Origin of the sequence: Mesorhizobium sp. B2-3-2, from assembly GCF_006442295.1 — a bacterium.
Taxonomy (GTDB): Bacteria; Pseudomonadota; Alphaproteobacteria; order Rhizobiales; family Rhizobiaceae; genus Mesorhizobium.
The window spans coordinates 228656-251095 of record NZ_VFWA01000005.1; the positions used below are offsets into that span (position 1 = coordinate 228656).

At 63.7% G+C, this 22440-nt stretch carries 18 protein-coding genes; 16 read left to right on the plus strand and 2 right to left on the minus strand.

What is annotated here, in order from left to right; translation table 11 throughout:
- Nucleotides 1-27 precede the first annotated feature (27 nt).
- Nucleotides 28-1161, minus strand: a complete 1134-nt coding sequence (locus FJ964_RS15255; RefSeq protein ID WP_140551130.1) for an aminomethyltransferase family protein — start codon at nucleotides 1159-1161, stop codon at nucleotides 28-30.
- Between the two features lie 283 nt (nucleotides 1162-1444).
- On the opposite strand from FJ964_RS15255, the gene FJ964_RS15260 reads away from it, so the two are divergent.
- The 16 genes from FJ964_RS15260 to FJ964_RS15340 all read left to right on the plus strand — a co-directional run bounded on the left by FJ964_RS15260 (nucleotide 1445) and on the right by FJ964_RS15340 (nucleotide 19187).
- Complete coding sequence (locus FJ964_RS15260; RefSeq protein ID WP_140497875.1) at nucleotides 1445-1726, plus strand: hypothetical protein; 282 nt, start codon at nucleotides 1445-1447, stop codon at nucleotides 1724-1726.
- A gap of 13 nt (nucleotides 1727-1739) precedes the next feature.
- Nucleotides 1740-2117: a hypothetical protein gene (locus FJ964_RS15265; RefSeq protein ID WP_140497873.1), complete on the plus strand. Its 378-nt coding sequence runs from the start codon at nucleotides 1740-1742 to the stop codon at nucleotides 2115-2117.
- Nucleotides 2118-2132: 15 nt separating this feature from the next.
- Nucleotides 2133-2294, plus strand: a complete 162-nt coding sequence (locus FJ964_RS15270; protein WP_140551131.1) for a hypothetical protein — start codon at nucleotides 2133-2135, stop codon at nucleotides 2292-2294.
- 14 nt (nucleotides 2295-2308) lie between these two features.
- Nucleotides 2309-3712: an amino acid permease gene (locus FJ964_RS15275; protein WP_140551132.1), complete on the plus strand. Its 1404-nt coding sequence runs from the start codon at nucleotides 2309-2311 to the stop codon at nucleotides 3710-3712.
- Nucleotides 3713-3755: 43 nt separating this feature from the next.
- The gene (locus tag FJ964_RS15280; RefSeq protein WP_181172481.1) at nucleotides 3756-4445 is read left to right on the plus strand and encodes a hypothetical protein; all 690 of its coding nucleotides are present in this window, start codon (nucleotides 3756-3758) and stop codon (nucleotides 4443-4445) included.
- Nucleotides 4442-4768 (plus strand): hypothetical protein, encoded by a 327-nt coding sequence (locus FJ964_RS15285; protein ID WP_140551133.1) that lies wholly within the window; start codon nucleotides 4442-4444, stop codon nucleotides 4766-4768. Before FJ964_RS15280 ends, FJ964_RS15285 begins: the two co-directional genes overlap by 4 nt.
- 86 nt (nucleotides 4769-4854) lie before the next feature.
- Nucleotides 4855-5751 carry a glutamine amidotransferase family protein gene (locus FJ964_RS15290; RefSeq protein ID WP_140551134.1) on the plus strand — a complete coding sequence of 299 codons (897 nt, stop codon included), beginning with the start codon at nucleotides 4855-4857 and terminating at the stop codon, nucleotides 5749-5751.
- Nucleotides 5752-5755: 4 nt separating this feature from the next.
- Entirely contained in the window at nucleotides 5756-6487 is a 732-nt protein-coding gene (locus tag FJ964_RS15295) for a GXGXG domain-containing protein (protein WP_140551135.1), read from the plus strand.
- Between the two features lie 6 nt (nucleotides 6488-6493).
- Complete coding sequence (locus FJ964_RS15300; RefSeq protein ID WP_140551136.1) at nucleotides 6494-7822, plus strand: FMN-binding glutamate synthase family protein; 1329 nt, start codon at nucleotides 6494-6496, stop codon at nucleotides 7820-7822.
- Nucleotides 7823-7885: 63 nt separating this feature from the next.
- Nucleotides 7886-9193, plus strand: coding sequence for a type III glutamate--ammonia ligase (gene glnT, locus FJ964_RS15305; protein ID WP_140551137.1), 1308 nt, complete (start codon nucleotides 7886-7888; stop codon nucleotides 9191-9193).
- A 35-nt stretch (nucleotides 9194-9228) separates the two neighbouring features.
- Entirely contained in the window at nucleotides 9229-10482 is a 1254-nt protein-coding gene (locus tag FJ964_RS15310; RefSeq protein ID WP_140551138.1) for a sarcosine oxidase subunit beta family protein, read from the plus strand.
- Between the two features lie 11 nt (nucleotides 10483-10493).
- On the plus strand, nucleotides 10494-10769 hold the full coding sequence (locus tag FJ964_RS15315; protein ID WP_140551139.1) for a sarcosine oxidase subunit delta: 276 nt from the start codon (nucleotides 10494-10496) through the stop codon (nucleotides 10767-10769).
- Nucleotides 10770-10995: 226 nt separating this feature from the next.
- Entirely contained in the window at nucleotides 10996-13977 is a 2982-nt protein-coding gene (locus FJ964_RS15325) for a sarcosine oxidase subunit alpha (protein ID WP_140551140.1), read from the plus strand.
- Nucleotides 13970-14593, plus strand: a complete 624-nt coding sequence (locus FJ964_RS15330) for a sarcosine oxidase subunit gamma (protein WP_140551141.1) — start codon at nucleotides 13970-13972, stop codon at nucleotides 14591-14593. The genes FJ964_RS15325 and FJ964_RS15330 overlap by 8 nt, the downstream gene beginning before the upstream one ends.
- Before the next feature lie 262 nt (nucleotides 14594-14855).
- Complete coding sequence (locus FJ964_RS15335) at nucleotides 14856-17225, plus strand: aminomethyltransferase family protein (RefSeq protein WP_140551142.1); 2370 nt, start codon at nucleotides 14856-14858, stop codon at nucleotides 17223-17225.
- Nucleotides 17226-17477: 252 nt separating this feature from the next.
- A complete protein-coding gene (locus tag FJ964_RS15340; RefSeq protein WP_140551143.1) occupies nucleotides 17478-19187 on the plus strand; it encodes an APC family permease in 1710 nt (569 codons plus the stop codon).
- Nucleotides 19188-19264: 77 nt separating this feature from the next.
- Here the strand turns inward: FJ964_RS15340 and FJ964_RS15345 are convergent, their stop codons facing one another.
- Nucleotides 19265-22414: an efflux RND transporter permease subunit gene (locus tag FJ964_RS15345; RefSeq protein WP_140551144.1), complete on the minus strand. Its 3150-nt coding sequence runs from the start codon at nucleotides 22412-22414 to the stop codon at nucleotides 19265-19267.
- Nucleotides 22415-22440: the final 26 nt, after the last annotated feature.

Below are 22440 nucleotides of genomic sequence, written 5' to 3' on the forward strand. Positions count from 1 at the left end.
CCTCGAACCCTCGCCTTCGACTATGCCTCAGCCTTTCGCCGTGCGCTTGGTCTTCTTGGGGTCATCGAACGGCAATGGCTGTGCCGTCGCCTTGATCGATCCGCTTTTGTTGCGAATCTCAAGCCCTGTGTCCTTGACGGCGCAGTCGACGTCGAGCCGGGCGATGCCCATCGATTTCTCGACCAGCGGCGAATACATGGCGCAGGTGACGACGCCGACTTTCTTCCCATCGCGATAGACCGGGGCGCCCTCGTCGGCCGGCTCCTTGCCGTCGAGCAACACGCCGTAGATCTTGAAGCGCTCCTTGCCCTTGAGACGGTAGTGCTCCTCGGCGCCGCGAAAGCCGGTCTTGCCCGGGCTGACGGTGAAGTCGAGGCCGAGTTCCCACAGCGTGTCGCCGGGGCCTTCATTCTCGAACGGATATTTCTGCGAATTGTCGTAGGGATAGAACAGGAGATAGCTCTCGACGCGCAGCATGTCGAGCGTGGTGAAGCGGCACGGGATGATGCCGGCGCTCTTTCCCTCGTCGAGGATCCTGTCCCAGATCGTGCCGGCATCCTGGCCACGGCAGAAGATTTCATAGCCGCGCTCGCCGGTATAGCCGGTGCGCGAGATCATCACCGGAAAACCGAAGAGCTGCGTCTGCATGTGGTGGAAATAATTGAGATCGCGGATGCCCGGCACGTGCCTGGCAAGATAGTCGACCGCCGCCGGCCCCTGCAGCGAGAGGTCATGCAGATTGTCGTCGAAGCGCAGCGACACGTCCCTGCCCATCGCCGCCCGCTGCAACTCTTCATGGCCGGTTCCCGAGCCATGCACCACCATCCAGCTATTCGGCCCGGTGCGGTAAAGGATGCAGTCGTCGGTGAATTTTCCCGCCTCGTTGAGCATGCAGGCATAGGCCGATTTGCCGGGATAGATCTTTTCGACGTCGCGCGTGGTGGCGAGATCGATGAGGTGCGAGGCGTGCGGGCCTGTGATATGGACCTTCTTCAGGCCCGAGACATCCATCAGCCCGGCCTTGGTTCGGATAGCGATGTATTCCTCGTCGGCATCCTTATCGTAGGTCCAGGCGGTGCCCATCCCGCTCCAGTCTTCGAGTTTCGAACCCAGCGCGCGATGGCGATCCGCCAGGGTTGAAAATCTCCAGGATGCCGTCATCCGATCCTCCGTTCGATATCTTGATTATGTTCCCTGCTCCTGTGCGCGCGGGCTGGAGCTTTGAGCGAATATTGATCGCAAACGCGGGAGGCCTGCAATCCCCTGAAAGCAAATAATTTCATTGTCAGGCAAAATCCGTCATCCGCACAAGGCGGTTAACTCTGCGTAAATTCGTCTTGACAATTTTAGAATTCGGTCTGAATTTATGAAAAAAATTTCACTCTCTTGAAAGAGAACGGCGGGCGGTGGATTCGGAACCGGACGTCGAAAAAGGGGAAAACCGATGTCAGACCTGCAGCAGCGCATCGAGGCGCTGTACCGTTCCGACTTGCGCGGATCCGCGCTCCTGATCATCTGCCTGTGGGCGACGATCCTCTTCGTCCTCTTCATGACATGGCCGCATATCCCACATGACGGCATCAAGGCCGTCGTCGCGATTGCCGCCGCCGCGGTGCTGATCTTCAACACGGCGGCGATCCTGGCCATGGTCAACCACTACAAGGAGGACAAGGAGTTCATCTACGGGCTCGACATCAAGAACTACGACCGCAACCGCAAATCCTGAGGGGGAGAGAAGCATGTCCCGCTACACGCCGCCGCAACAGAGCAAGGCCGGGCAGGTCTTCGATATCGCCGTCGTCGTGGTCGCCATCTTCGTGGCGCTGTGGCTGCCGCTGAAACTGGGATTGGCGGGAGCTGCCAAGTCCATCGATGCGCTTGACGCCAAGACCTGGGAGGCGCTCGGCCAGAACCCGACCATGGCGTCGATCTGGGAAAGGCTCGGCTATACGCCCGAGACCGCGCACGACATCATCCAGAACCGTTTCCACTACATCATCGACTGGCCGACGCTTGTTGTCATGGCAGCCGTGCTGATCGGTTATTTCGTGTTCCTGTTCCGGGCATCGGACCGTGAATATCGCGACGTCATCAACGAGAAGTTCGACGAGAAATAATCCGGGGACAAGACCATGTGGATAGCGCTCTCTTACGCATGCTGGGGCATCTCGATCGTGCTTGCGCTGTGGATGCTCTACGATTGGTTCAAGGTCGATACGACCTACTCCGAGGATGTGCTGACGTCCTCGCGCGAAGGCGAACTTGAAGCCGCTTCCGAAAAACACCGGATCTGAGTGGGGATTGATCGATGACGGTCGTGGTTGAAACTGCGGGTTCGGCAACAAATGGCGACAGGGTCTCGCTGCTCCGGGTGCTTGGTCCGGCCCATGTCTGGGCATTGGGTGTGGGCATCGTCCTGGTCGGCGAGTTCACCGGCTGGAATTTCGCCGCCGACAAGGGCGGCGCGCTTGCGGCGCTGATCGTCTGCTGGGTTGTCGGGCTGCTCTATACCTCGGTCGCCATGATCGATTCCGAAGTGACGTCGACGGTTGCCGCCGCGGGCGGCCAATATGCGCAGGCCAAGCACATCGTCGGGCCGCTGATGGCCTTCAACGTCGCGCTGTTCCTGGTCTTTGCCTACACCATGCTTGAAGTGTCGGACGCCATCCTGCTCGGCGACACGATCGTCGCCAAGGCGGGCGTCGAGGGCCTCACCCACAACTCCTTCATCGCCGCCACCATCGTCGTCCTGGCATGGCTCAACTATCGCGGCGTGCTGATGACGCTCAACGTTAACTTCGTCATCACCGCGGTCGCCTATATCTCTATCCTCATCCTGTTCTTCTCGGTCAGCCCGTGGACGCAAGGCGCGGTGCTGAAGCTCAACGAGTTGGTCACCCCGGACAATGCGCTGCCCTATGGCTGGATCGGCGTCATCGCCGCTTTCCAGTTCGGCATCTGGTACTATCTCGGCATCGAGGGCACCACGCAGGCGGCCGAGGAAGTGCGCTCGCCCGCGCGCTCGCTGCCTTATGGCACGATGGCCGGCATGATCACGCTTCTGATCGCCGCCGCCATGACCTGGTATGTCTGCGCCTCGCTGATGCCCTGGGAATATCTCGGCATCACCTATTACCCGCTGTGGGACGCCGGCAAGCTGACCGGCAACCCGCTGCTGGAAAACCTGCTGTTCATCGCCACGCTGCTTGCCGCACTGGCGTCCGCCAATGGCTGCATCAACGACGCGGCGCGCGCCTGGTTCTCGCTCGGCCGCGATCGCTACCTGCCGAGCTGGTTCTCGGCGGTGCACCCGAGATACCGCACACCCTACCGCTCGATCCTGTTCCTGCTGCCGATCGCGCTCGCCTTCGCCTTCATCGCCGACCTCAACCAGGCGATTACCTTCTCGATCCTGTCTGGCGTGCTGCAATATACGTTCATGAGCATCAACATCATGATGTTCCGGAAGAAGTGGCCGCTGGGCTCCATTCGCCGCGGCTACACGCATCCCTTCCACCCGCTGCCGGCGATCGTCTTGTTCTGCCTGTGCTTGGTGACCTTCTTCGCCATCTTCCTCGGCTTCGGCTCGCAGCTCATCGCCATGGTCGCGTTCTATTTCCTGATCTCGCTGTGGTTCCATTTCTACCGCTACAAATTCGTGCGGCGCGGCGACCAGTTCACCATGCCGTGGCCGAAACCGCAGGGCTATTGATGGGAGTAGGCCCTCCCAAATTGGGCGGGCCTTGCATGACGAAATGTCCGAGGTGACGTCAGCACTGCTTGCCGGGGCGGCTGTCCTGGCTCTCGTCCTGCACTTTGCCTGGCTGGCACGCCGCAGCCGCAACAGGGCTGCCGTGGCGCGCGCCGCCGACCAGGCCAGCATTCGCGCCGTCATTGCCGACGCAGAAGATGTCTCGGACGGCACTGCCGGCGTCACAACGTGGGAAGGCTTGTGGAACGGCCAGCGCGTGCAGTTGCGCACCATCGTCGACACGCTTGCGACGAGAAAGCTGCCGACGCGCTGGCTCAGCGTATCGATAACGGAGAAAACAGCCGTGCCCGGCACCTTCGACATGATGATGCGGCCGGGCTCGCCGACGACATTCTCCAATTTCGACCATCTCGACCACACGCTGCCGAAGGCGCCCGGCTTTCCCGCCGAGGCGGTGCTTCGAACGGACCGCAGAGGCGTGCGCTTTCCGCAAGGCATCATCGCCGACCATCTGGAGCCCTTTTCAGAAGGACGCGCCAAGGAGCTTCTGATCACGCCAAAAGGCGTGCGCATCGTCTGGCTGCTGGCCGAAGCCGAGCGGGCCCGCTACGGTGTCTTTCGGCAAGCCGCTTTCGGTGACGCGCAAATCGACCCGGCGCTAATCTCGCGGCTGCTCGTATCCCTTTCGGGACTGCGCGACGCGATCAACAGGAACGAACGGAAAGCGGCATGATCGGCGCCCCCTCTCCCGGACCTACCAGCCCATATATCGTCCTGGGCGCGGCAACCCTGCTGCCGGGCAGCGGACACGTCATGCTTGGCGTTCCGACGCGCGGCCTGCAGTTCCTTTTCTTCATGGTTATCCTGGCCTGGGTGACGGCGAGAATCGCACCGCCCGACGCCAGTTTTATCGGCCGCCACGCCGGCGGTTTCCTGATCTATGCGCTGTCGATCCTCGACGCCTATAAAATGGCACGCATCCGGACCGCCAAATGGACCCATTCCATGCGCCGGGAAGGCAATGGGCCGCCCGATGGGACAAAACCCAACGCGTAATCAGAGGAATATTTTTTTCATACCAATTGAATTCCCCGAACTCATTCGATACATCATTTTTAGCGACAAAGGGTCTGGAGGCTGGCATGTGCGGAATCGTTGGACTTTTCCTGAAGGACAAGGCGCTGGAGCCGCAGCTCGGTGCGATGTTGTCGCAAATGCTGGTATCGCTCAGCGATCGCGGCCCCGACAGCGCCGGCATCGCGATCTATGGCGCGCCGTCCGGCAACGAGGCCAAGATCACCATCCAGTCGCCGAAACCGGAGCGTGATTTCCGTGGACTGGACGCCGAACTCACCAAGGCGCTCGGCGCGCCGGTGAGCGTCACCGTAAAATCGACGCATGCCGTCATCAGGACCACGCCCGAAAAGGTCGATGCGGCGCGTGAGACCATCCAGTCGCTCAGGCCCGACATCCGCATCATGGGCGCCGGCGAAGCCGTGGAAATATACAAGGAAGTCGGCTTGCCCGAGGCTGTGGTCGAGCGCTTCGACATCCGTAGGATGACCGGAACGCATGGCATCGGCCACACCCGCATGGCGACGGAATCGGCGGTGACGACGATGGGCGCGCATCCGTTCTCGACCGGCGCCGACCAGTGCCTGGTGCACAATGGCTCGCTGTCCAACCACAACAACGTTCGCCGCGAACTGGTCCGCGAAGGCATGACATTCGAGACCGAGAACGACACCGAGGTGGCGGCCGCCTATCTCTCCTCCCAGATGGCGCATGGCAAGAACCTCGGCGAAGCGCTGGAAGGCACCCTCTCCGATCTCGACGGCTTCTTCACCTTCGTCGTCGGAACCAAGAACGGCTTCGGCGTGGTGCGCGACCCGATCGCCTGCAAGCCCGCCGTCATGGCCGAAACGGACCAGTATGTCGCCTTCGGCTCGGAATATCGCGCGCTGACCAAGCTGCCCGGCATAGACAATGCGAGGGTCTGGGAACCGGAACCCGCAACCGTCTATTTCTGGGAGCATTGAGTTCATGCCGGCAACAAAACTTTCAACCGCGGCGGCGAGCGACCATGCCTCCCGGGTGTTCGACCTGGACCAGATGTCGCTGCGCGAGCTCAACCAGGCACTGCACAATCTGACGCCAGGCTCGAACGAGACCGCCTGGGAAGTGTTGAACCCGAAGGGCAGCCATTCGGTCGCCGTCGGCGTCGACCAGCCGGTCAGCATCGATGTGCGCGGCAGCGTCGGCTATTACTGTGGTGGCATGAATTCCGGCAGTGCCATCACCGTGCATGGTTCGGCGGGGCCCGGCGTCGGCGAAAACATGATGTCGGGCTCGATAACGGTCAAAGGCGACGCCAGCCAGTATGCCGGCGCCACCGGCAAAGGCGGGCTGCTGGTCATCGAGGGCAATGCGTCCTCGCGCTGCGGCATTTCGATGAAAGGCATCGACATCGTCGTGCACGGCAATATCGGCCATATGTCGGCCTTCATGGCGCAGTCCGGCAATCTGGTGGTGCTGGGCGATGCCGGCGACGCGCTCGGCGATTCCATCTACGAGGCACGGCTGTTCGTGCGCGGCAAGGTCGACAGCCTGGGCGCCGACTGCATCGCCAAGGAAATGCGGCCCGAACACCTCGAACTCCTGCAAGGCCTGCTCGATCGCGCCGGCGTCACCGGCGTCAAGCCGTCTGAATTCAAGCGCTACGGCTCGGCGCGCACGCTCTACAATTTCAATATCGACAACGCCGACGCGTATTGAGGCAGCATGACCTATCGCAACCCGCCGACGACGCCGCGCAAATCCGCGACTTTCGACGACTACACGCTTTCCGAGATCCGCCGCGCCGCGGCCACCGGCATCTATGACATCCGGGGCGCCGGCGCCAAGCGCAAGCTGCCGCATTTCGATGACCTTCTGTTCCTTGGCGCTTCGATCTCGCGCTACCCGCTCGAAGGCTATCGCGAGCGCTGCGACACATCAGTCGTGCTCGGTACCCGTCATGCCAAGAAGCCGATCGAGCTGAAAATCCCGATCACTGTCGCCGGCATGAGCTTCGGCTCGCTGTCGGGCCCGGCCAAGGAAGCGCTTGGGCGCGGCGCGACGCTGTCGGGCACCTCGACCACGACCGGCGACGGCGGCATGACCGAGGAAGAGCGCGGCCATTCCAAGCAGCTCGTCTACCAATATCTGCCGTCGCGCTACGGCATGAACCTGCGCGATCTGCGCCGCGCCGATGCCATCGAGGTCGTCGTCGGCCAGGGCGCCAAGCCCGGCGGCGGCGGCATGTTGCTCGGACAGAAGATCTCCGACCGTGTCGCCGAGATGCGCACGCTGCCCAAGGGCATCGACCAGCGCTCGGCTTCGCGCCATCCCGACTGGACCGGACCGGACGATCTCGAGATCAAGATCCTGGAGCTGCGCGAAATCACCGACTGGGAAAAACCGATCTACGTCAAGGTCGGCGGCGCCCGCCCCTATTACGATACCGCGCTTGCGGTGAAGGCCGGCGCAGACGTCGTCGTCGTCGACGGCATGCAGGGCGGCACCGCGGCGACGCAGGAAGTGTTCATCGAGAATGTCGGCCAGCCGACGCTCGCCTGCATCAGGCCGGCGGTGCAGGCGCTGCAGGATCTCGGCATGCATCGCAAGGTGCAGCTGATCGTCTCGGGCGGCATCCGCAACGGCGCCGATGTCGCCAAGGCGCTGGCGCTCGGCGTCGACGCGGTCTCGATCGGCACGGCCGCCCTTGTCGCGCTCGGCGACAACGATCCCCGCTGGGAGGCGGAATACAACGAGCTCGGCACCACATCAGGCGCCTATGACGACTGGCACGAAGGCCGCGACCCCGCCGGCATCACCACGCAGGATCCCGAACTGATGAAGCGGGTCGATCCCATCGCAGCCGGCAGGCGGCTTGCCAACTATCTCAAGGTGATGACGCTGGAGGCGCAGACCATTGCGCGTGCCTGCGGCAAGAACAGCCTGCACAATCTCGAACCCGAGGATCTCGTCGCGCTCACGATCGAGGCCGCCGCGATGGCCGGCGTGCCGCTGGCCGGCACCAACTGGATACCGGGGAAGAACGGCTTCTGATCAACAAAGGGCCGAAGGCCATATGCTCTAGGGCCAACAATCGACAAAAAATGGGGAACTTCCGTGACAGTTGATCTTGCAGAGTTCGCAAGGGCGAAAAACGTCAAATACTTCATGATTTCCTACACCGACCTGTTCAGCGGGCAACGCGCCAAGCTGGTGCCGGCGCAGGCGATATCAGATATGCAGAAGGACGGCGCCGGCTTCGCCGGTTTCGCCACTTGGCTCGACCTCACGCCGGCACATCCCGACATGCTGGCTGTGCCGGATCCGAATTCGGTCATCCAGTTGCCCTGGAAGCCTGAGGTCGCCTGGGTCGCCGCCAACTGCATCATGGACGACAAGGAGGTCGACCAAGCGCCGCGCAACACTCTGAAGCGACTGGTCACGGAAGCCGCCAGCGACGGCATGCATGTCAAGACCGGCGTCGAGGCCGAGTTCTTCCTGATCTCACCGGACGGCAAGACGATCTCCGACGAATACGACACCGCGTCGAAACCCTGCTACGACCAGCAAGCGGTGATGCGCCGCTACGATGTCATCGCCGAGATCTGCGACCACATGCTGGCGCTCGGCTGGGGCGCCTACCAGAACGACCACGAAGACGCCAACGGCCAGTTCGAGATGAACTGGGCCTTCGACGATGCGCTGGCGACCGCCGACAAGCATTCTTTCTTCAAGTTCATGGTCAAGTCGATCGCGGAAAAGCACGGCCTGCGCGCCACCTTCATGCCCAAGCCTTTCCAGGGACTGACCGGCAATGGCTGCCATGCGCATATCTCGGTGTGGGACAAATCCGGCAAGACCAATGTCTTTGCCGACAATTCGATGGAGCTCGGCCTTTCGGCCAAGGGCAAGAACTTCCTCGGCGGCATCATGAAGCATGCCTCTGCTCTCGCCGCCATCACCAACCCGACGGTCAATTCCTACAAGCGCATCAACGCCCCGCGCACCATTTCGGGCGCCACCTGGGCGCCGAACACGGTGACCTGGACCGGCAACAACCGCACCCACATGGTGCGCGTGCCCGGCCCCGGCCGCTTCGAGCTGCGCCTGCCGGACGGCGCCGCCAACCCCTATCTGCTGCAAGCCGTCATCATCGCCGCCGGGCTGGACGGCATCCGCTCCAAGGCCGATCCGGGCAGGCGCTACGACATCGACATGTACCAGCACGGTCATACGGTGGAGGGCGCACCGAAATTGCCGCTCAACCTGCTCGATGCATTGCGCGAATTCGACAACGACAAATCGCTGAAGACGGCGCTGGGTGAGGAATTCTCGTCGGCTTATCTAAAGCTGAAGCACCAGGAATGGAATTCCTATGCTTCGCACTTCACGCAATGGGAGCGCGACCACACGCTGGACATCTGACCTCCAGCGCAACGCGAGCGGCCTCGGAACGATTTATGAAATACTCGATCTTCTCGCTCGCCCGCGCCGCCTTTTCCGGCCACAAGAACTGGCAACGCACCTGGCGCGATGCCAGCCCGAAGGACCGCTACGACGTGGTGATCATCGGCGGCGGCGGACATGGCCTGGCCACCGCCTGGTTCCTCGCCAGCGAGTTCGGCATCAGGAATGTCGCCGTGCTGGAAAAGGGCTGGATCGGCTCCGGCAACGCCGGCCGCAACACCACCATCATCCGTTCCAATTACGGCCTGCCCGGCAACACCGGCTTCTACGAACTGTCGATGAAGCTGTGGGAACGGATGGAGCAGGACCTCAACTACAACACGATGGTCAGCCAGCGCGGCGTCATCAATCTCTACCATTCCGATGCGCAGCGCGATGCCTATGCGCGGCGCGGCAACACGATGCGCATCAACGGCATCGATGCCGAACTGCTCGATCTCGCCGCGGTCAAGAAGATGATGCCGTTCCTGAACTACGACAATGCGCGCTTTCCGGTGCAAGGCGGGCTGTTGCAGCGGCGCGGCGGCACGGCGCGGCATGACGCCGTGGTCTGGGGCTATGCCCATGCGGCGAGCGCGCTCGGCGTCGACATTATCCAGAATTGCGAAGTGACGGGCTTCATGCGCGACGCCAACGGCAAGGTGACCGGCGTCGAGACCTCGCGCGGCAGGATCGGCGCCGGCAAGGTCGGCATGGCCGTCGCCGGCAGTTCCTCGCGTGTCGCAGCGATGGCGGGGCTGCGCCTGCCGATCGAAAGCCATGTGCTGCAGGCCTTCGTCTCCGAGGCGATCAAGCCGCTCATCCCCAATGTGATGACGTTCGGCGCGGGCCATTTCTACGTCAGCCAGTCGGACAAGGGTGGCCTGGTCTTCGGCGGCGACATAGACGGCTACAATTCCTACGCCCAGCGCGGCAACCTGCCTGTGATGGAAGACGTCTGCGAAGGCGGCATGGCGCTGATGCCGATGATCGGCCGCGTGCGCCTGCTGCGCCAATGGGGCGGCATCATGGACATGTCGATGGACGGCTCGCCGATCATCGACAAGACGCCGGTCGACGGGCTCTATCTCAATGCCGGCTGGTGCTATGGCGGCTTCAAGGCAACGCCGGGTTCAGGCCTTGTCTTTGCTCATCTCCTGGCCCGCGATGAATCGCACAAGGAGGCCGCCCGCTTCCGGCTCGACCGGTTCCGGTCCGGTGCGATGATCGACGAAAAGGGCCAGGGCGCCCAACCGAACTTGCACTGAAGGGCCCTGTCATGCGCATCACCTGTCCCTTCTGCGGCGAACGCGAACTCGGCGAGTTCACCTATCTCGGCGACGCCAAGCTGGTGCGTCCGGCGACTGGCGCTTCGGAGGACGATGTCTTCGACTACGTTTACCTGCGCGACAATGTCGCCGGCGTGATGGACGAGAACTGGTATCACGGCGGCGGCTGCCGGGCGTGGCTGAAGGTCACCCGCAACACGCTGACGCACGAGATTTCGGCGGTCGAACCGGCGGCCGGTGCTGGCGCGAGGCAGGCTGCGAAATGAACTTTTCTGTAGAAGTCAGCGCCGCCCCTCATCCGCTTGCCGGCATCTTCTCCCCGTATAATGACGGGGAGAAGGGGGCTGGCCGCTACGCCGGCTCCATTACTGCAACAACGATGGCGATTGGCGAAACCGTCGGCGACAGCGCCCCTCTCCCCATCTCTATACGGGGAGAAGGTGCCGGCAGGGCGATGAGGGGCAGTGCGGCGCCAGTGCATGAGGCTGCATCGTGACTTCCTCCCAATCCCATCGTCTCCCGACCGGCGGCCTCATCGACCGTTCGGAGCCGCTGAGCTTCCGCTTCGATGGCAAGACGTTCTTCGGCTTCGAGGGCGATACGCTAGCGTCGGCGCTTGTCGCCAACGGCGTCAAGCTGGTCGGCCGCTCGTTCAAATACCACCGCCCGCGCGGCATTCTGACCTCCGGTTCGGAAGAGCCCAATGCGCTGGTCGAACTGCGCACCGGCGCACGCCGCGAGCCGAACACCAAGGCAACCACAACTGAGCTCTATGAAGGGCTCGAGGCCGCCAGCCAGAACCGCTGGCCGTCGCTCAATTTCGACGTGATGTCGGTCAACCAACTGTTCGCGCCGATCTTCGTCGCCGGCTTCTACTACAAGACCTTCATGTGGCCGGCGAAATTCTGGGAAGCGATCTACGAGCCGGCGATCCGCCGCGCCGCGGGTCTCGGCCGCGCTGCCGGCGTTGCCGATCCCGACCATTACGACAAGGCCTGGGCGCATTGCGACGTGCTGATCGCCGGCTCCGGCCCGACCGGACTTGCGGCAGCCCTCGCCGCCGGCCGCTCCGGCGCCCGCGTCATCCTGTGCGAGGAGGATTTTGTCTCCGGCGGCCGCTTGCTCTCGGATGGCGGCACGATCGACGGACTGCCTGCGGCCGAGTGGCTGTCGCGGACCCTGGCGGAACTCGCCGCAATGCCCGACGTCCGCATCATGACCCGCACGACGCTGTTCGGCGTCTATGATGGCGGCACCTACGGCGCGATCGAGCGGGTCAATGACCATCTGCCCTCGCCGCCCGAGCATCAGGTGCGCCAGCGGATGTGGCGGATCGTGGCCAGGCGTTGCGTCGTCGCGGCCGGCGCTCTCGAACGTCCGGTCGTCTTTGCCGGCAACGATACGCCCGGCGTGATGATGGCGTCCGCGATGCGGACCTATGTCGCGCGCTATGCCGCCGCTCCTGCGAAACGCATCGCGCTGTTCACCAACAACGAGGATGGCTGGCGCACGGTCGAGACAGCGCTCGCCTCCGGATTGCAGATCGCGGCGGTCATAGACGCACGGCCCGATGTCTCGCCCGCCCATCGTTCACTCGCCTCAAAGAGCGGTTTCCCGCTGCTGCATGGCGCCGTCAGCCGTGTGGACGGCGGCAAGGACGGTGTGCGGAAGATCTCCGTCTCTCTCACCGGCGGTGCGCGAGCCGAAGTGGAAGCGGACGGGCTTGCCGTTTCCGGCGGCTGGAACCCGGCGGTCGGGCTCACCTCCTATCATCGCGGCCGGCCGAAATGGCGCGACGACATCGCCGCCTTCGTACCCGACGGCGCGCCTCCAGGCATGGTCGCTGCCGGCGCCGCCAATGGCTCGTTCGGTCTCGGCGCCTGCCTGGCGGGAGGGTTTGCAGCAGGCGCGGCGGCCGCGCTCGACGCCGGGCGCAGCGGCAAGGCCGGCACAGCGCCGACCGCCGATGACGAGGCGTTCTCGTTGACGCCGCTCTGGCACGTCGCCGGCAAGGGCAAGGCGTTCGTCGACCAGCAGCACGACGTCACCGCTTCCGACATCGAACTGGCGCAGCGCGAGGGCTTTGAATCGGTCGAGCATCTGAAGCGCTACACGACGCTCGGCATGGCGACCGACCAGGGCAAGACTTCGAACGTAGCCGGCCTTGCCATCATGGCGGCAGTGTCGGGCAGGTCCATTCCCGAAACCGGCACGACGATCTACCGCCCGCCCTATGTGCCGGTCGCCATCGGCGCCTTTGCCGGCCATCACCGCGACGAGACGTTCCACGCCACAAGGCTGACGCCTTCGCACCACTGGGCCGCCGAACAGGGTGCCGTCTTCGTCGACACCGGCCTGTGGAAGCGCGCGCAATGGTATCCGCGCGCCGGCGAGAAGGACTGGCTGGATTCGGTGACGCGCGAGGTCAAGGCGGTGCGCTCAGGCGTCGGCTTCTGCGATGTCTCGACGCTCGGCAAGATCGACGTGCACGGCCCCGATGCCGGCGCCTTCCTCGACCGTGTCTACATCAACACCTTCTCCAACCTCGCCGTCGGCAAAGCGCGCTACGGGCTGATGCTGCGCGAGGACGGCATCGTCTATGATGACGGCACGACGTCGCGGCTGGCCGATGATCATTATTTCCTCACCACCACCACGGCCAAGGCCGGACTGGTGATGCAGCATCTCGAATACTGCCGGCAGGTGCTGTTCCCGGAGCTCGACGTGCAGCTCACATCCGTCTCCGACCAATGGGCGCAATTCTCGATCGCCGGGCCGAAGACGCGTGATCTGCTGAAAGAGATCGTCGATCCGGCCGAGGATCTGTCGAACGAAGGTTTTCCGTTCATGGGCGCGCGCGAAGTCGCGCTGCGCGGCGGCATCAAGGCGCGGCTGTTCCGCATCTCCTTCTCCGGCGAAATGGCGTTCGAAATTTCGGTGCCGGCGCGCTATGGCGAGGCGATGGCGCGCAATTTGATGCTGGCCGGAAAACCGTTCGGCGTAACGCCATACGGCACCGAGGCGCTCACCGTCATGCGCATCGAAAAGGGCCATGTGGCCGGTCCGGAACTGAGCGGAACCACCACCGCCGCCGACCTCGGCCTCGGCAAGATGATGTCGACCAAGAAGGATTTCATCGGCCGCGTCATGGCCGGGCGCGAGGCGCTGGTCGCGCCGGACCGGCAAGTCGTCGTCGGCATTAAACCGACCGACAAGGCGCGGCGGCTGCGCTCCGGTGCGCACATCGTTCCGAAGGGCCAGACGCCCGGACCTGATAACGACCAGGGCTATGTCACCTCAGTCTGCTTCTCGCCGACGCTGGAGCAGTGGATCGGGCTCGCGCTTGTCGAGCGCGGCCGCGAGCGCATCGGCGAGATCGTGCGCGCGCACGATCCGCTGCGCGCAGAAGAGTATGACGTCGAATTGTGCAATCCCGTGTTCTACGACCCGGATGGAGGGCGCCAGCGTGGCTGAGTTTTCCTGGGAAATCCGCAGCCCGCTCGACCGCGCGCTGGTCGCGGGGCCATATGGCGCGCGTGGCGAGGCCGGCGTGTCGCTGACCGAGATCCGGAATTTCGACCTCGTGCAAGTGATGGCGCGGCGCGGCCAAGCGGCTGAAATGGCCAAGGCCGCCAAGGCGCGTTTCGGCGTTGCGGCGCCGGAAATACCGAAGGCGGTGAGTACGGCCGACGCGACGCTGATCTGGTCGGGACCGGATCAGTTTCTCGTGCTGTCGCAGGGCGGCAAGCATCCGGTCGAGCCGCTCGCTCAAGCCTTTGCGGCCTCAGGGTCGCTTTCAGATCAATCGCATGCGCGAGTCTTGATCAGCATTTACGGCGGCAAGGCTCGGGAGATGCTGGCGAAATTGTCGTCGATCGATTTGCACCCGGAGGCATTCCCCGTCGGCGCAGCCGCCGCAACGTCGATGGATCACACCAGCGTCACGCTCTGGCGCGGGGAGGATCGAAACGGACAGGCGGTGTTCAATTTGCTTGTGTTCGCGACCTTCGCCGAGAGCCTGTGGCACACGATCCTGGACTCGGCTGCGGAATATGGCGTTACGACTAGCCACTCTGAGGAATTGGTGTAGCCTTGACGCGTCTTCCTTCTCCCCTTGTGGGAGAAGGTGGCCTCGCGAAGCGAGGTCGGATGAGGGGTGTTCCAGGGAACGCCAACCTCTCACTCCGCTGGAACATCCGTCTCGGCGCTGCGCGTCGATCCACCTTCTCCCACAAGGGGAGAAGGAAGAACCCCACCCACCTCCGCCTTGCCAAACGCGACTGCACTGCTATTCTTGCTGCTAAAATAATTTTACACACAGGCAAACTTGTTTCTCTAACCGCAAGGCTGAGATGAGCCAGTCGCCCTACCCTGCCGTCGCATCCGGACCGCCCCGGCCGAGCCTGATTCTGCGGCCCGGGCAGATCGCGCTGCCGCCGGGTTTCGAGCGCTACACGGTCCAGGGCAACGGCGCGGTGCTGATAGAGATCGAGGCCGGCGACACGATCACGGTGCGCAATGTCGAGGGCGGCCAGGCTTGCGAGTTGCTGTCGTGGGACGGCACAGGTGCGACCGATCCCTCCATCCTCGGTGAAAAACCCAACAGCAATGCCGCCGGCATCAAGGCGCTGCTTGCCGAGGGCGACGACAGCCTCGCGTCCCTGCGGCGCGGGCTCGCGCGCCGGCAGGTGCAGCTCGACCAGGCCAAGGCGGTGCGGGTGTTCGGCGGCGCCACGCCGGCCAGCACCGAACAGGGTTTTACGGTTGCGCGCGACGGCTCGGTGATAATCGCCGCGCCCGGCGGGCCGATGCTGGTCGACGGCCATGACACGGCGACGCCGTTAACTGTGATCCTCCGGCGCGCCACCATCCGCCCGGCGGCGAAGTCGCGGTTGGCCGACCCGCTCGCCGATCCGGTACTCGACCTGCGCGTCCATTCGGCGACGGCGGAATCCTATTTCGTCAAGGCCGGCGACTATCTGCAGATCATCGATGTCGACGGCCGCCAGTGCACCGACTTCCAGTGCTTTTCGGCGCGCAAGCTGGACAAGGGGTTAGACCATCCGCTCGACGTGACGACCACTCGCACGCTTATGGGCGCGAGCTATCCGATGCCGGGGCTGCACTCGAAATATTACGACCAGGATATGGAGCCGCTGGTCGAAGTGGTGCAGGACACATGCGGCCGGCACGACGCCTTCGCGCTCGCATGCGCCGCCAAATATTATGATGACATCGGCTATCCCGGCCATGCCAACTGCTCGGAGAATTTCAACCGCGCGCTGTCGGACAAGGGCGTCACGCCACGCGCCGGCTGGATGGCGATCAACTTCTTCTTCAACACGGCGATCGACGCGCATGGCGTCATGGTCTCCGACGAGCCATGGTCCCGCCCGGGCGATTATGTGCTGCTGCGCGCGCTTACCGACATCGTCTGCGTCTCCTCCGCCTGCCCCGACGATACGACACCGGCAAATGGCTGGAACCTGACCGACATCCATGTGCGCACCTATTCCGGCCAGCACAAATTCTCGCGAGCGATCGCCAGACGCATGACGCCCGATTCGGAATCCAAAATGACCCGCGAGACAGCCTTTCATCAGAGCTTTGCCAAGCACACCCGCGACTTCGTCGAGTACAGGGGCTATTGGCTGGCCAACTCCTTCGCCAGGGAAGGCGCGATCGCCGAATACTGGGCCTGCCGGCAGGCCGCCGTGATCATGGACCTGTCGCCGCTGCGCAAGTTCGAGGTCACCGGCCCGGATTCCGAAGCGCTGCTGCAATACACGCTGACCCGCGACATCAAGAAGCTCGGCGTCGGCCAGGTCGTCTATTCCGCCATGTGCTACGAGCATGGCGGCATGATCGACGACGGCACGCTGCTCAGGCTCGGCAAGGAGAATTTCCGCTGGGTCGGCGGCGACGATCTGTCCGGCGAATGGCTGCGCGAGACGGCGACAAAGCTCGGCCTCAACGTGCTGGTGCGCTCGTCCACGGACCAGATGCACAACATCGCCGTGCAAGGCCCGAAAAGCCGCGATATCCTGCGGGAAGTGATCTGGACCTCGCCGCTGCAGCCCTCTATCGACGAGTTGGAGTGGTTCCGCTTCGCGGTCGCCCGCATTGGCGGCGGCAATGGCGTTCCGGTCGTCGTCTCACGCACCGGCTATACCGGTGAACTCGGCTACGAGATCTGGTGTCATCCACGCGACGCCGAAAAGGTCTTCGAGGCGATCTGGGCGGCCGGCCAGCCGCATGGACTGAAGCCGATGGGCCTGCAGGCGCTCGACATGGTGCGCATCGAGGCCGGTCTGATCTTCGCCGGCTACGAGTTTTCCGACCAGACCGATCCGTTCGAGGCGGGCATCGGCTTCACCGTGCCGCTGAAGACCAAGACCGACGACTTCATCGGCCGTGAGGCGCTGATCCGGCGCAAGGAGCATCCGCAGACGAAGCTGGTCGGCCTCGACATCGACGCCAATGTCGCGGTCGGCCATGGCGACTGCCTGCATGTGGGCCGCGCCCAGATCGGCATCGTCACTTCGGGCATGCGCTCGCCGGTGCTGAACAAGACCATCGCGCTGGCGCGGCTCGACGTCACCCACGCGGCTATCGGCACCGAGGTCGAAATCGGTAAGCTCGACGGCCATGCCAAGCGGCTGCCGGCACGAGTCGTGGCCTTCGCCCATTACGATCCGCAGAAGACCAGGCCGCGTTCCTGACCGCGGCCTTTCGGGCATGCTGGATTGCCGGTCGGCGGCGCCGCGGGGCACATTTGTGCGCCCGCCCGCAAGCGTGATGTGCACGGCGCGACAAAACGCTTGACGTGAAAGCGCGCCGGATCGATCTTCACTCTTAAGAAAAAAATACGACTGAGTGGAAACACTGAAGTCGCGGCGATATTGGCCGGGGAGCAAGCTTCGCAAAGTCGAGGCGGCGCCGGCGGGGAACATCAAAAAGGGGAATTCACCGACATGAGCACCATAAGCACGGTCCTGGACCAGCCTGCCGAAAGCAAGCTGCTCAGGCATATCGACTGGCGCGGCGCCTTCTGGGTGGCCAGCGGCGTCCCGGCCCTCGTCCTGTTTTCGATCGGCGGCATCGCCGGCACGACCGGCACGCTCGCCTTCCTGATCTGGACGGTGTCCATGGTCATGGGCTTCCTGCAATCCTTCACCTATGCCGAGATCGCCGGCCTGTTCCCGAACAAGTCGGGCGGCGCCTCGATCTACGGCGCGACCGCCTGGCTGCGCTACTCCAAGTTCATCGCGCCGTTGTCGGTGTGGTGCAACTGGTTCGCCTGGTCGCCGGTGCTCTCCCTCGGCTGCTCGATCGCCGCCGCCTATATTCTCAATGCGCTGGCGCCGGTGCCGATCTTTACCGACACGTCGCCCGAGGTCGCCGCCTATATCGCGGCGCATGCCGGAACGAGCGCCGCCGACGCCATTACCGCGGTGACCGCGGCGGCGACCCCGGCGATCCGCACGTGGTCGGCGTTCAGCCACACGCTGGGACCGGTGTCCTTCACCTTCAACGCCACCTTCTTCATCGGCGCCGTGCTGATGCTGATCATCTTCTCGATCCAGCATCGCGGTATCCTCGGCACCGCCAATGTGCAGAAATATATCGGCCTGCTGGTCATCGTCCCGATGCTGATCGTCGGTGTCGTGCCGATCTTCACCGGCCAGATCAACTGGGCGAATTTTTCGCCGCTGGTGCCGCTAGCGGCCGCCTATGCACCGGAGCCCGGCGCCTGGAACATCGCCGGCTGGACACTGGTGCTCGGCGGCATGTTCATCGCCGCCTGGTCGACCTACGGCTTCGAGACCGCCGTCTGCTACACTTCCGAGTTCAAGAACCCCGGCACCGACACCTTCAAGGCCATCTTCTACTCCGGCCTGCTCTGCATGCTGCTGTTCATCCTGGTGCCGTTCACCTTCCAGGGCGTGCTCGGCCTCAACGGGATGCTGGCGACGCCGATCGTCGACGGTTCGGGCGTGGCGGATGCTCTCGCCGGCATGGTCGGCGGCGGCGGGCTTATCCACAGCCTGCTGGTGATGCTGATGATCCTGGCGCTGGTGCTGTGCATCATGACGGCAATGGCCGGCTCCTCGCGCACGCTCTACCAGGGCTCGGTCGACGGCTGGCTGCCGCGCTATCTCAGCCACGTCAACGAACATGGCGCGCCGACGCGGGCGATGTGGACCGACCTGTGCTTCAACCTGATCGTGCTGGCGATCGCCTCGGCCGACGCGACGAGCTTCTTCTTCATCCTCGCCGTATCCAATTGCGGCTACATCATCTTCAACTTCCTCAACCTCAATGCCGGCTGGATCCACCGCATCGACAACGGCCATATCGCGCGGCCATGGAAGGCCCCGACGTGGCTCTTGGGGATCGGAGCGATCTTCGCCTATGTCAACGCGATCTTCATGGGCGCCGGGGCCAAGGTGTGGAACCCGATGGCGCTGTGGGCGGGGCTGATTACCGCGGCGCTGATCATCCCGGTGTTCTGCTTCCGCCATTACATCCAGGACGGCGGCAAGTTCCCCGACCACATGCTGGCCGACCTCGGCATGGCGGGAGCGGACCTCTCGGTGAAAAAGGCGGGCATGCTGCCCTATCTGACGCTGGGCGCCGGCGTGGCGGTAATGCTGATCGCCAACTGGTTTTTCGTCATCTGATTGCCTGACGGCCAAGCGGCCTTCGGCTCCGCAACAACAGAAATCGGCCGGTCTCAAACGGGACCGGCCGATTTGGTTCATTCAGCCGCCAAAGCGAGTTGCGGCCTCTCGGCGCCTTCGACGGTTTCCGGTTCGGGCGTCTGTTCGTCGGTCGGCACCTTCTTGCGCTCACGGCCGAAGAACAGGGCGTAGCCAGCGGGCAGCACCAGGATGGTGAGCACGGTTGCAACAAGGATGCCGCCCATCATGGCGTAGGCGAGCGGCCCCCAGAACACGCCGCGCGAGATCGGGATCAGCGCCAGCACGGCCGTCATCGCCGTCAGCATGATCGGACGGAAGCGGCGCACGGCCGAACCGATGATCGCTTCGGAACGTTCCATGCCTCTCGCGATGTCCTGGTCGATCTGGTCGACCAGGATGATCGAGTTGCGCATGATGATGCCGAGCAGCGCGATGACGCCGAGGATGGCGACGAAGCCGAACGGCGCGCCGCTGATCAGAAGCGCGGCCGCCGCGCCGATGATGCCGAGCGGGCCGGTGGCCAGCACCAGCATCGCCTTGCCGAAATGCTGCAGCTGGATCATCAGGAGAATGACGATGACGGCCAGCATGATCGGCGCCTTGGCGGCGATGGAAGCCTGGCTTTCCGCCGAATCCTCCGCACCGCCCTGGATCTCGATCTTGTAGCCGGGCGCAAGCCCGTCGCGCAGATCCTTCATGTCGTTGTACATCTTGGTGACGACGTCGTTGGACTGCACACCGTCAGGCAAGGTCGCCCGCACGCTGATGGTCGGCAAGCGGTCGCGCCGCCACTCGACGCCTTGCTCCAGCACCGGCACCACCTTGGCCACCTGCGACAGCGGCACGAAGCCGCCGAAATCGGTCGGGATATAGATGGAATCGACCGAGGACAGCAGGGCGCGGCTGGCATCCGGCTCGCGGGCGACGATGGACACCGTTTCCTCGCCGTCGCGGAAGTCGCCCAGCGGCGCGCCGGACATGGAGGCCTGCATCATCTGGCGGATGCGCTGCGAGGTGACGCCCAGCGCACGGGCGCGGTCCTGGTCGATGACCAGCTTCATCGCCGGCATAGGTTCCAGCCAGTCGTCATGGACGGCGCCGAGCAGCGGGTTGGCCTGGAATTTCGCCTTCACCTGGTCGGCAATGCGCCGCACTTCCTGGCGATCCGGGCCCATGACGCGCATCTGCACCGGCCAGCCAGTTGGCGGGCCGAGGAACAAGCGATCGACCTTGCCGCGGATGGAGGGGAAGTCCTGCGCCAGGATGGTGCGCAGCTTGACGATCAGCCGCTCGCGCGCCGGCTCGTCATTGGCCATCACAAGAAGCTGGGCGAAGTTCGGGTTCCTGAGCTGCTGGTCCAGCGGCAGGAAGAAGCGCGGCGCGCCTTCACCGATATAGGTGGCGATGAAGCGCTTGTCCTTGTCGTCCATCATCTTGGCTTCCAGCGCCTTGGCCTGCGTCTCGACTTCCTTGATGCTGGTGCCTTCCGGCAGCCAGAGATCGACGAGGATTTCCGGGCGCGACGATTGCGGGAAGAAGTTTTGCGGGATGAACTGGAAGGCCCACAGGCTGGTGGCGAAGGTCACCAGCGTCATCGTCAGCACGATGATGCGATGGCGCACGGCCCAGGTAACCGTCGAGCGAAGCCGGCGATAGAAGCTGGTGTCGAAGACGTCGTGGTGGGAGCCGGCATGCTTGCGCTGCTTGAGGATCATATAGCCCAGCCATGGCGTGAAATAGACCGCCACGAACCAGGACACCACCAGCGCTATGCCGACGACGTAGAACAGCGTGCGGACATATTCGCCGGCGGTGGAGGCGGCGAAGCCGACCGGAATGAAGCCGGCGGTGGTGATCAGCGTGCCGGTCAGCATCGGGAATGCGGTCGAGGAATAGGCGAAACTCGCCGCCTCGATCTTGACCAGCCCCTCCTCCAGCTTGCGTTCCATCATCTCGACGACGATCATCGCGTCGTCGACGAGCAGGCCGAGCGCGATGATCAAGGCACCCAGCGAAATGCGCTGCAGGTCGATGCCGATCTCGTACATGATGGCGAAGGTGGCGGCCAGCACCAGCGGAATGGCGATGGCAATGACAAGTCCGGAGCGCCAGCCGATCGACAGGAACGAAACGACGAGCACGATCAGCAGCGCTTCGCCGAGCGCGTGCATGAACTCGCTGACAGCGTCCCTGACGACCTCGGGCTGGTCCGAAATCTGGTCGACGGAGACGCCATAGGGCAGCGCCTCCTCGAATCGCTTGTAGGTCGCCTCGACGTCCTTGCCGACATCGGTGACGTTGAAGCCCTTGGCCATGACGACACCGAGCTGAACGCTCTCGTGGCCGTTGAACCGGTACTTGCGCTCGAAGGGATCCTCCAGCCCCGAGCTCACCGTCGCGATATCGCCAAGGCGCGTTACCTGGTTGCCGGCGCGCAAGCGCAGCTCGCGAATGTCGGCCGCCCTGGTGACGTCGCCCTCGACCGAAATGCGGACCGAGCGCAGGCCGGTGTCGACCGAGCCCGCCGGGTCGACATTGTTCTGTCCCTTGATCGCGTTCTGCAGGTCGGTCAGCGTCAGGCCGCGCTCGGCCAGCGCCTTGGACGAGACGTCGATATAGATCTTCTCGGGCTGGTCGCCGATGATGACCGCCTTCTCGACGCCGGGCGTCGTCAGCAGCATGTCGCGGGCCTGGATGGCGAACTTCTTCAATTCGGGATAGCTGAAGCCATCGCCGCTGATGGAATGCAAGGTGATGAAGGTGTCGCCGAATTCATCGTTGAAATAGGGGCCGAGCAGGCCTTGCGGCAGATCGCCTGCTATGTCGCCGACCTTCTTGCGCACCTGATAGAAGGCGTCGTTGACCTGGGCCGCATTGGTGTCGCCCTTGATCTGAACCGTGATGATGGCACTGCCGGCGCGCGTATAGGAGCGCACGAAGTCGAGATGCGGCGTCTCCTGCAGCTTGCGTTCGATCTTGTTGACGACCTGGTCTTCCATCTCCTGAATCGAAGAACCCGGCCAGATCGCCTGCACGACCATGACGCGGAAGGTGAAATCGGGATCTTCCTTCTGGCCCATGCGCATCAGGCCGAGCGCGCCGGCAAGGATGATCAGGCCGAACAGGAAACGTGCGATGCTCGGATGCCCGATCGCCCAGCGCGAGAGGTTGAAAGGCCGCTTTTCAGTGCTGCTGTCGGTGGTCATGGCGCCAGTCCAGTCCAATTGATCTG

Excerpts from the sequence above, each read along its gene's own strand:
- FJ964_RS15255 (WP_140551130.1), bottom strand. The coding sequence starts at position 1,161 with ATGACGGCATCCTGGAGATTTTCAACCCTGGCGGATCGCCATCGCGCG.
- FJ964_RS15260 (WP_140497875.1), top strand. The coding sequence starts at position 1,445 with ATGTCAGACCTGCAGCAGCGCATCGAGGCGCTGTACCGTTCCGACTTG.
- FJ964_RS15265 (WP_140497873.1), top strand. The coding sequence starts at position 1,740 with ATGTCCCGCTACACGCCGCCGCAACAGAGCAAGGCCGGGCAGGTCTTC.
- FJ964_RS15270 (WP_140551131.1), top strand. The coding sequence starts at position 2,133 with ATGTGGATAGCGCTCTCTTACGCATGCTGGGGCATCTCGATCGTGCTT.
- FJ964_RS15275 (WP_140551132.1), top strand. The coding sequence starts at position 2,309 with ATGACGGTCGTGGTTGAAACTGCGGGTTCGGCAACAAATGGCGACAGG.
- FJ964_RS15280 (WP_181172481.1), top strand. The coding sequence starts at position 3,756 with ATGTCCGAGGTGACGTCAGCACTGCTTGCCGGGGCGGCTGTCCTGGCT.
- FJ964_RS15285 (WP_140551133.1), top strand. The coding sequence starts at position 4,442 with ATGATCGGCGCCCCCTCTCCCGGACCTACCAGCCCATATATCGTCCTG.
- FJ964_RS15290 (WP_140551134.1), top strand. The coding sequence starts at position 4,855 with ATGTGCGGAATCGTTGGACTTTTCCTGAAGGACAAGGCGCTGGAGCCG.
- FJ964_RS15295 (WP_140551135.1), top strand. The coding sequence starts at position 5,756 with ATGCCGGCAACAAAACTTTCAACCGCGGCGGCGAGCGACCATGCCTCC.
- FJ964_RS15300 (WP_140551136.1), top strand. The coding sequence starts at position 6,494 with ATGACCTATCGCAACCCGCCGACGACGCCGCGCAAATCCGCGACTTTC.
- FJ964_RS15310 (WP_140551138.1), top strand. The coding sequence starts at position 9,229 with ATGAAATACTCGATCTTCTCGCTCGCCCGCGCCGCCTTTTCCGGCCAC.
- FJ964_RS15315 (WP_140551139.1), top strand. The coding sequence starts at position 10,494 with ATGCGCATCACCTGTCCCTTCTGCGGCGAACGCGAACTCGGCGAGTTC.
- FJ964_RS15335 (WP_140551142.1), top strand. The coding sequence starts at position 14,856 with ATGAGCCAGTCGCCCTACCCTGCCGTCGCATCCGGACCGCCCCGGCCG.
- FJ964_RS15340 (WP_140551143.1), top strand. The coding sequence starts at position 17,478 with ATGAGCACCATAAGCACGGTCCTGGACCAGCCTGCCGAAAGCAAGCTG.
- FJ964_RS15345 (WP_140551144.1), bottom strand. The coding sequence starts at position 22,414 with ATGACCACCGACAGCAGCACTGAAAAGCGGCCTTTCAACCTCTCGCGC.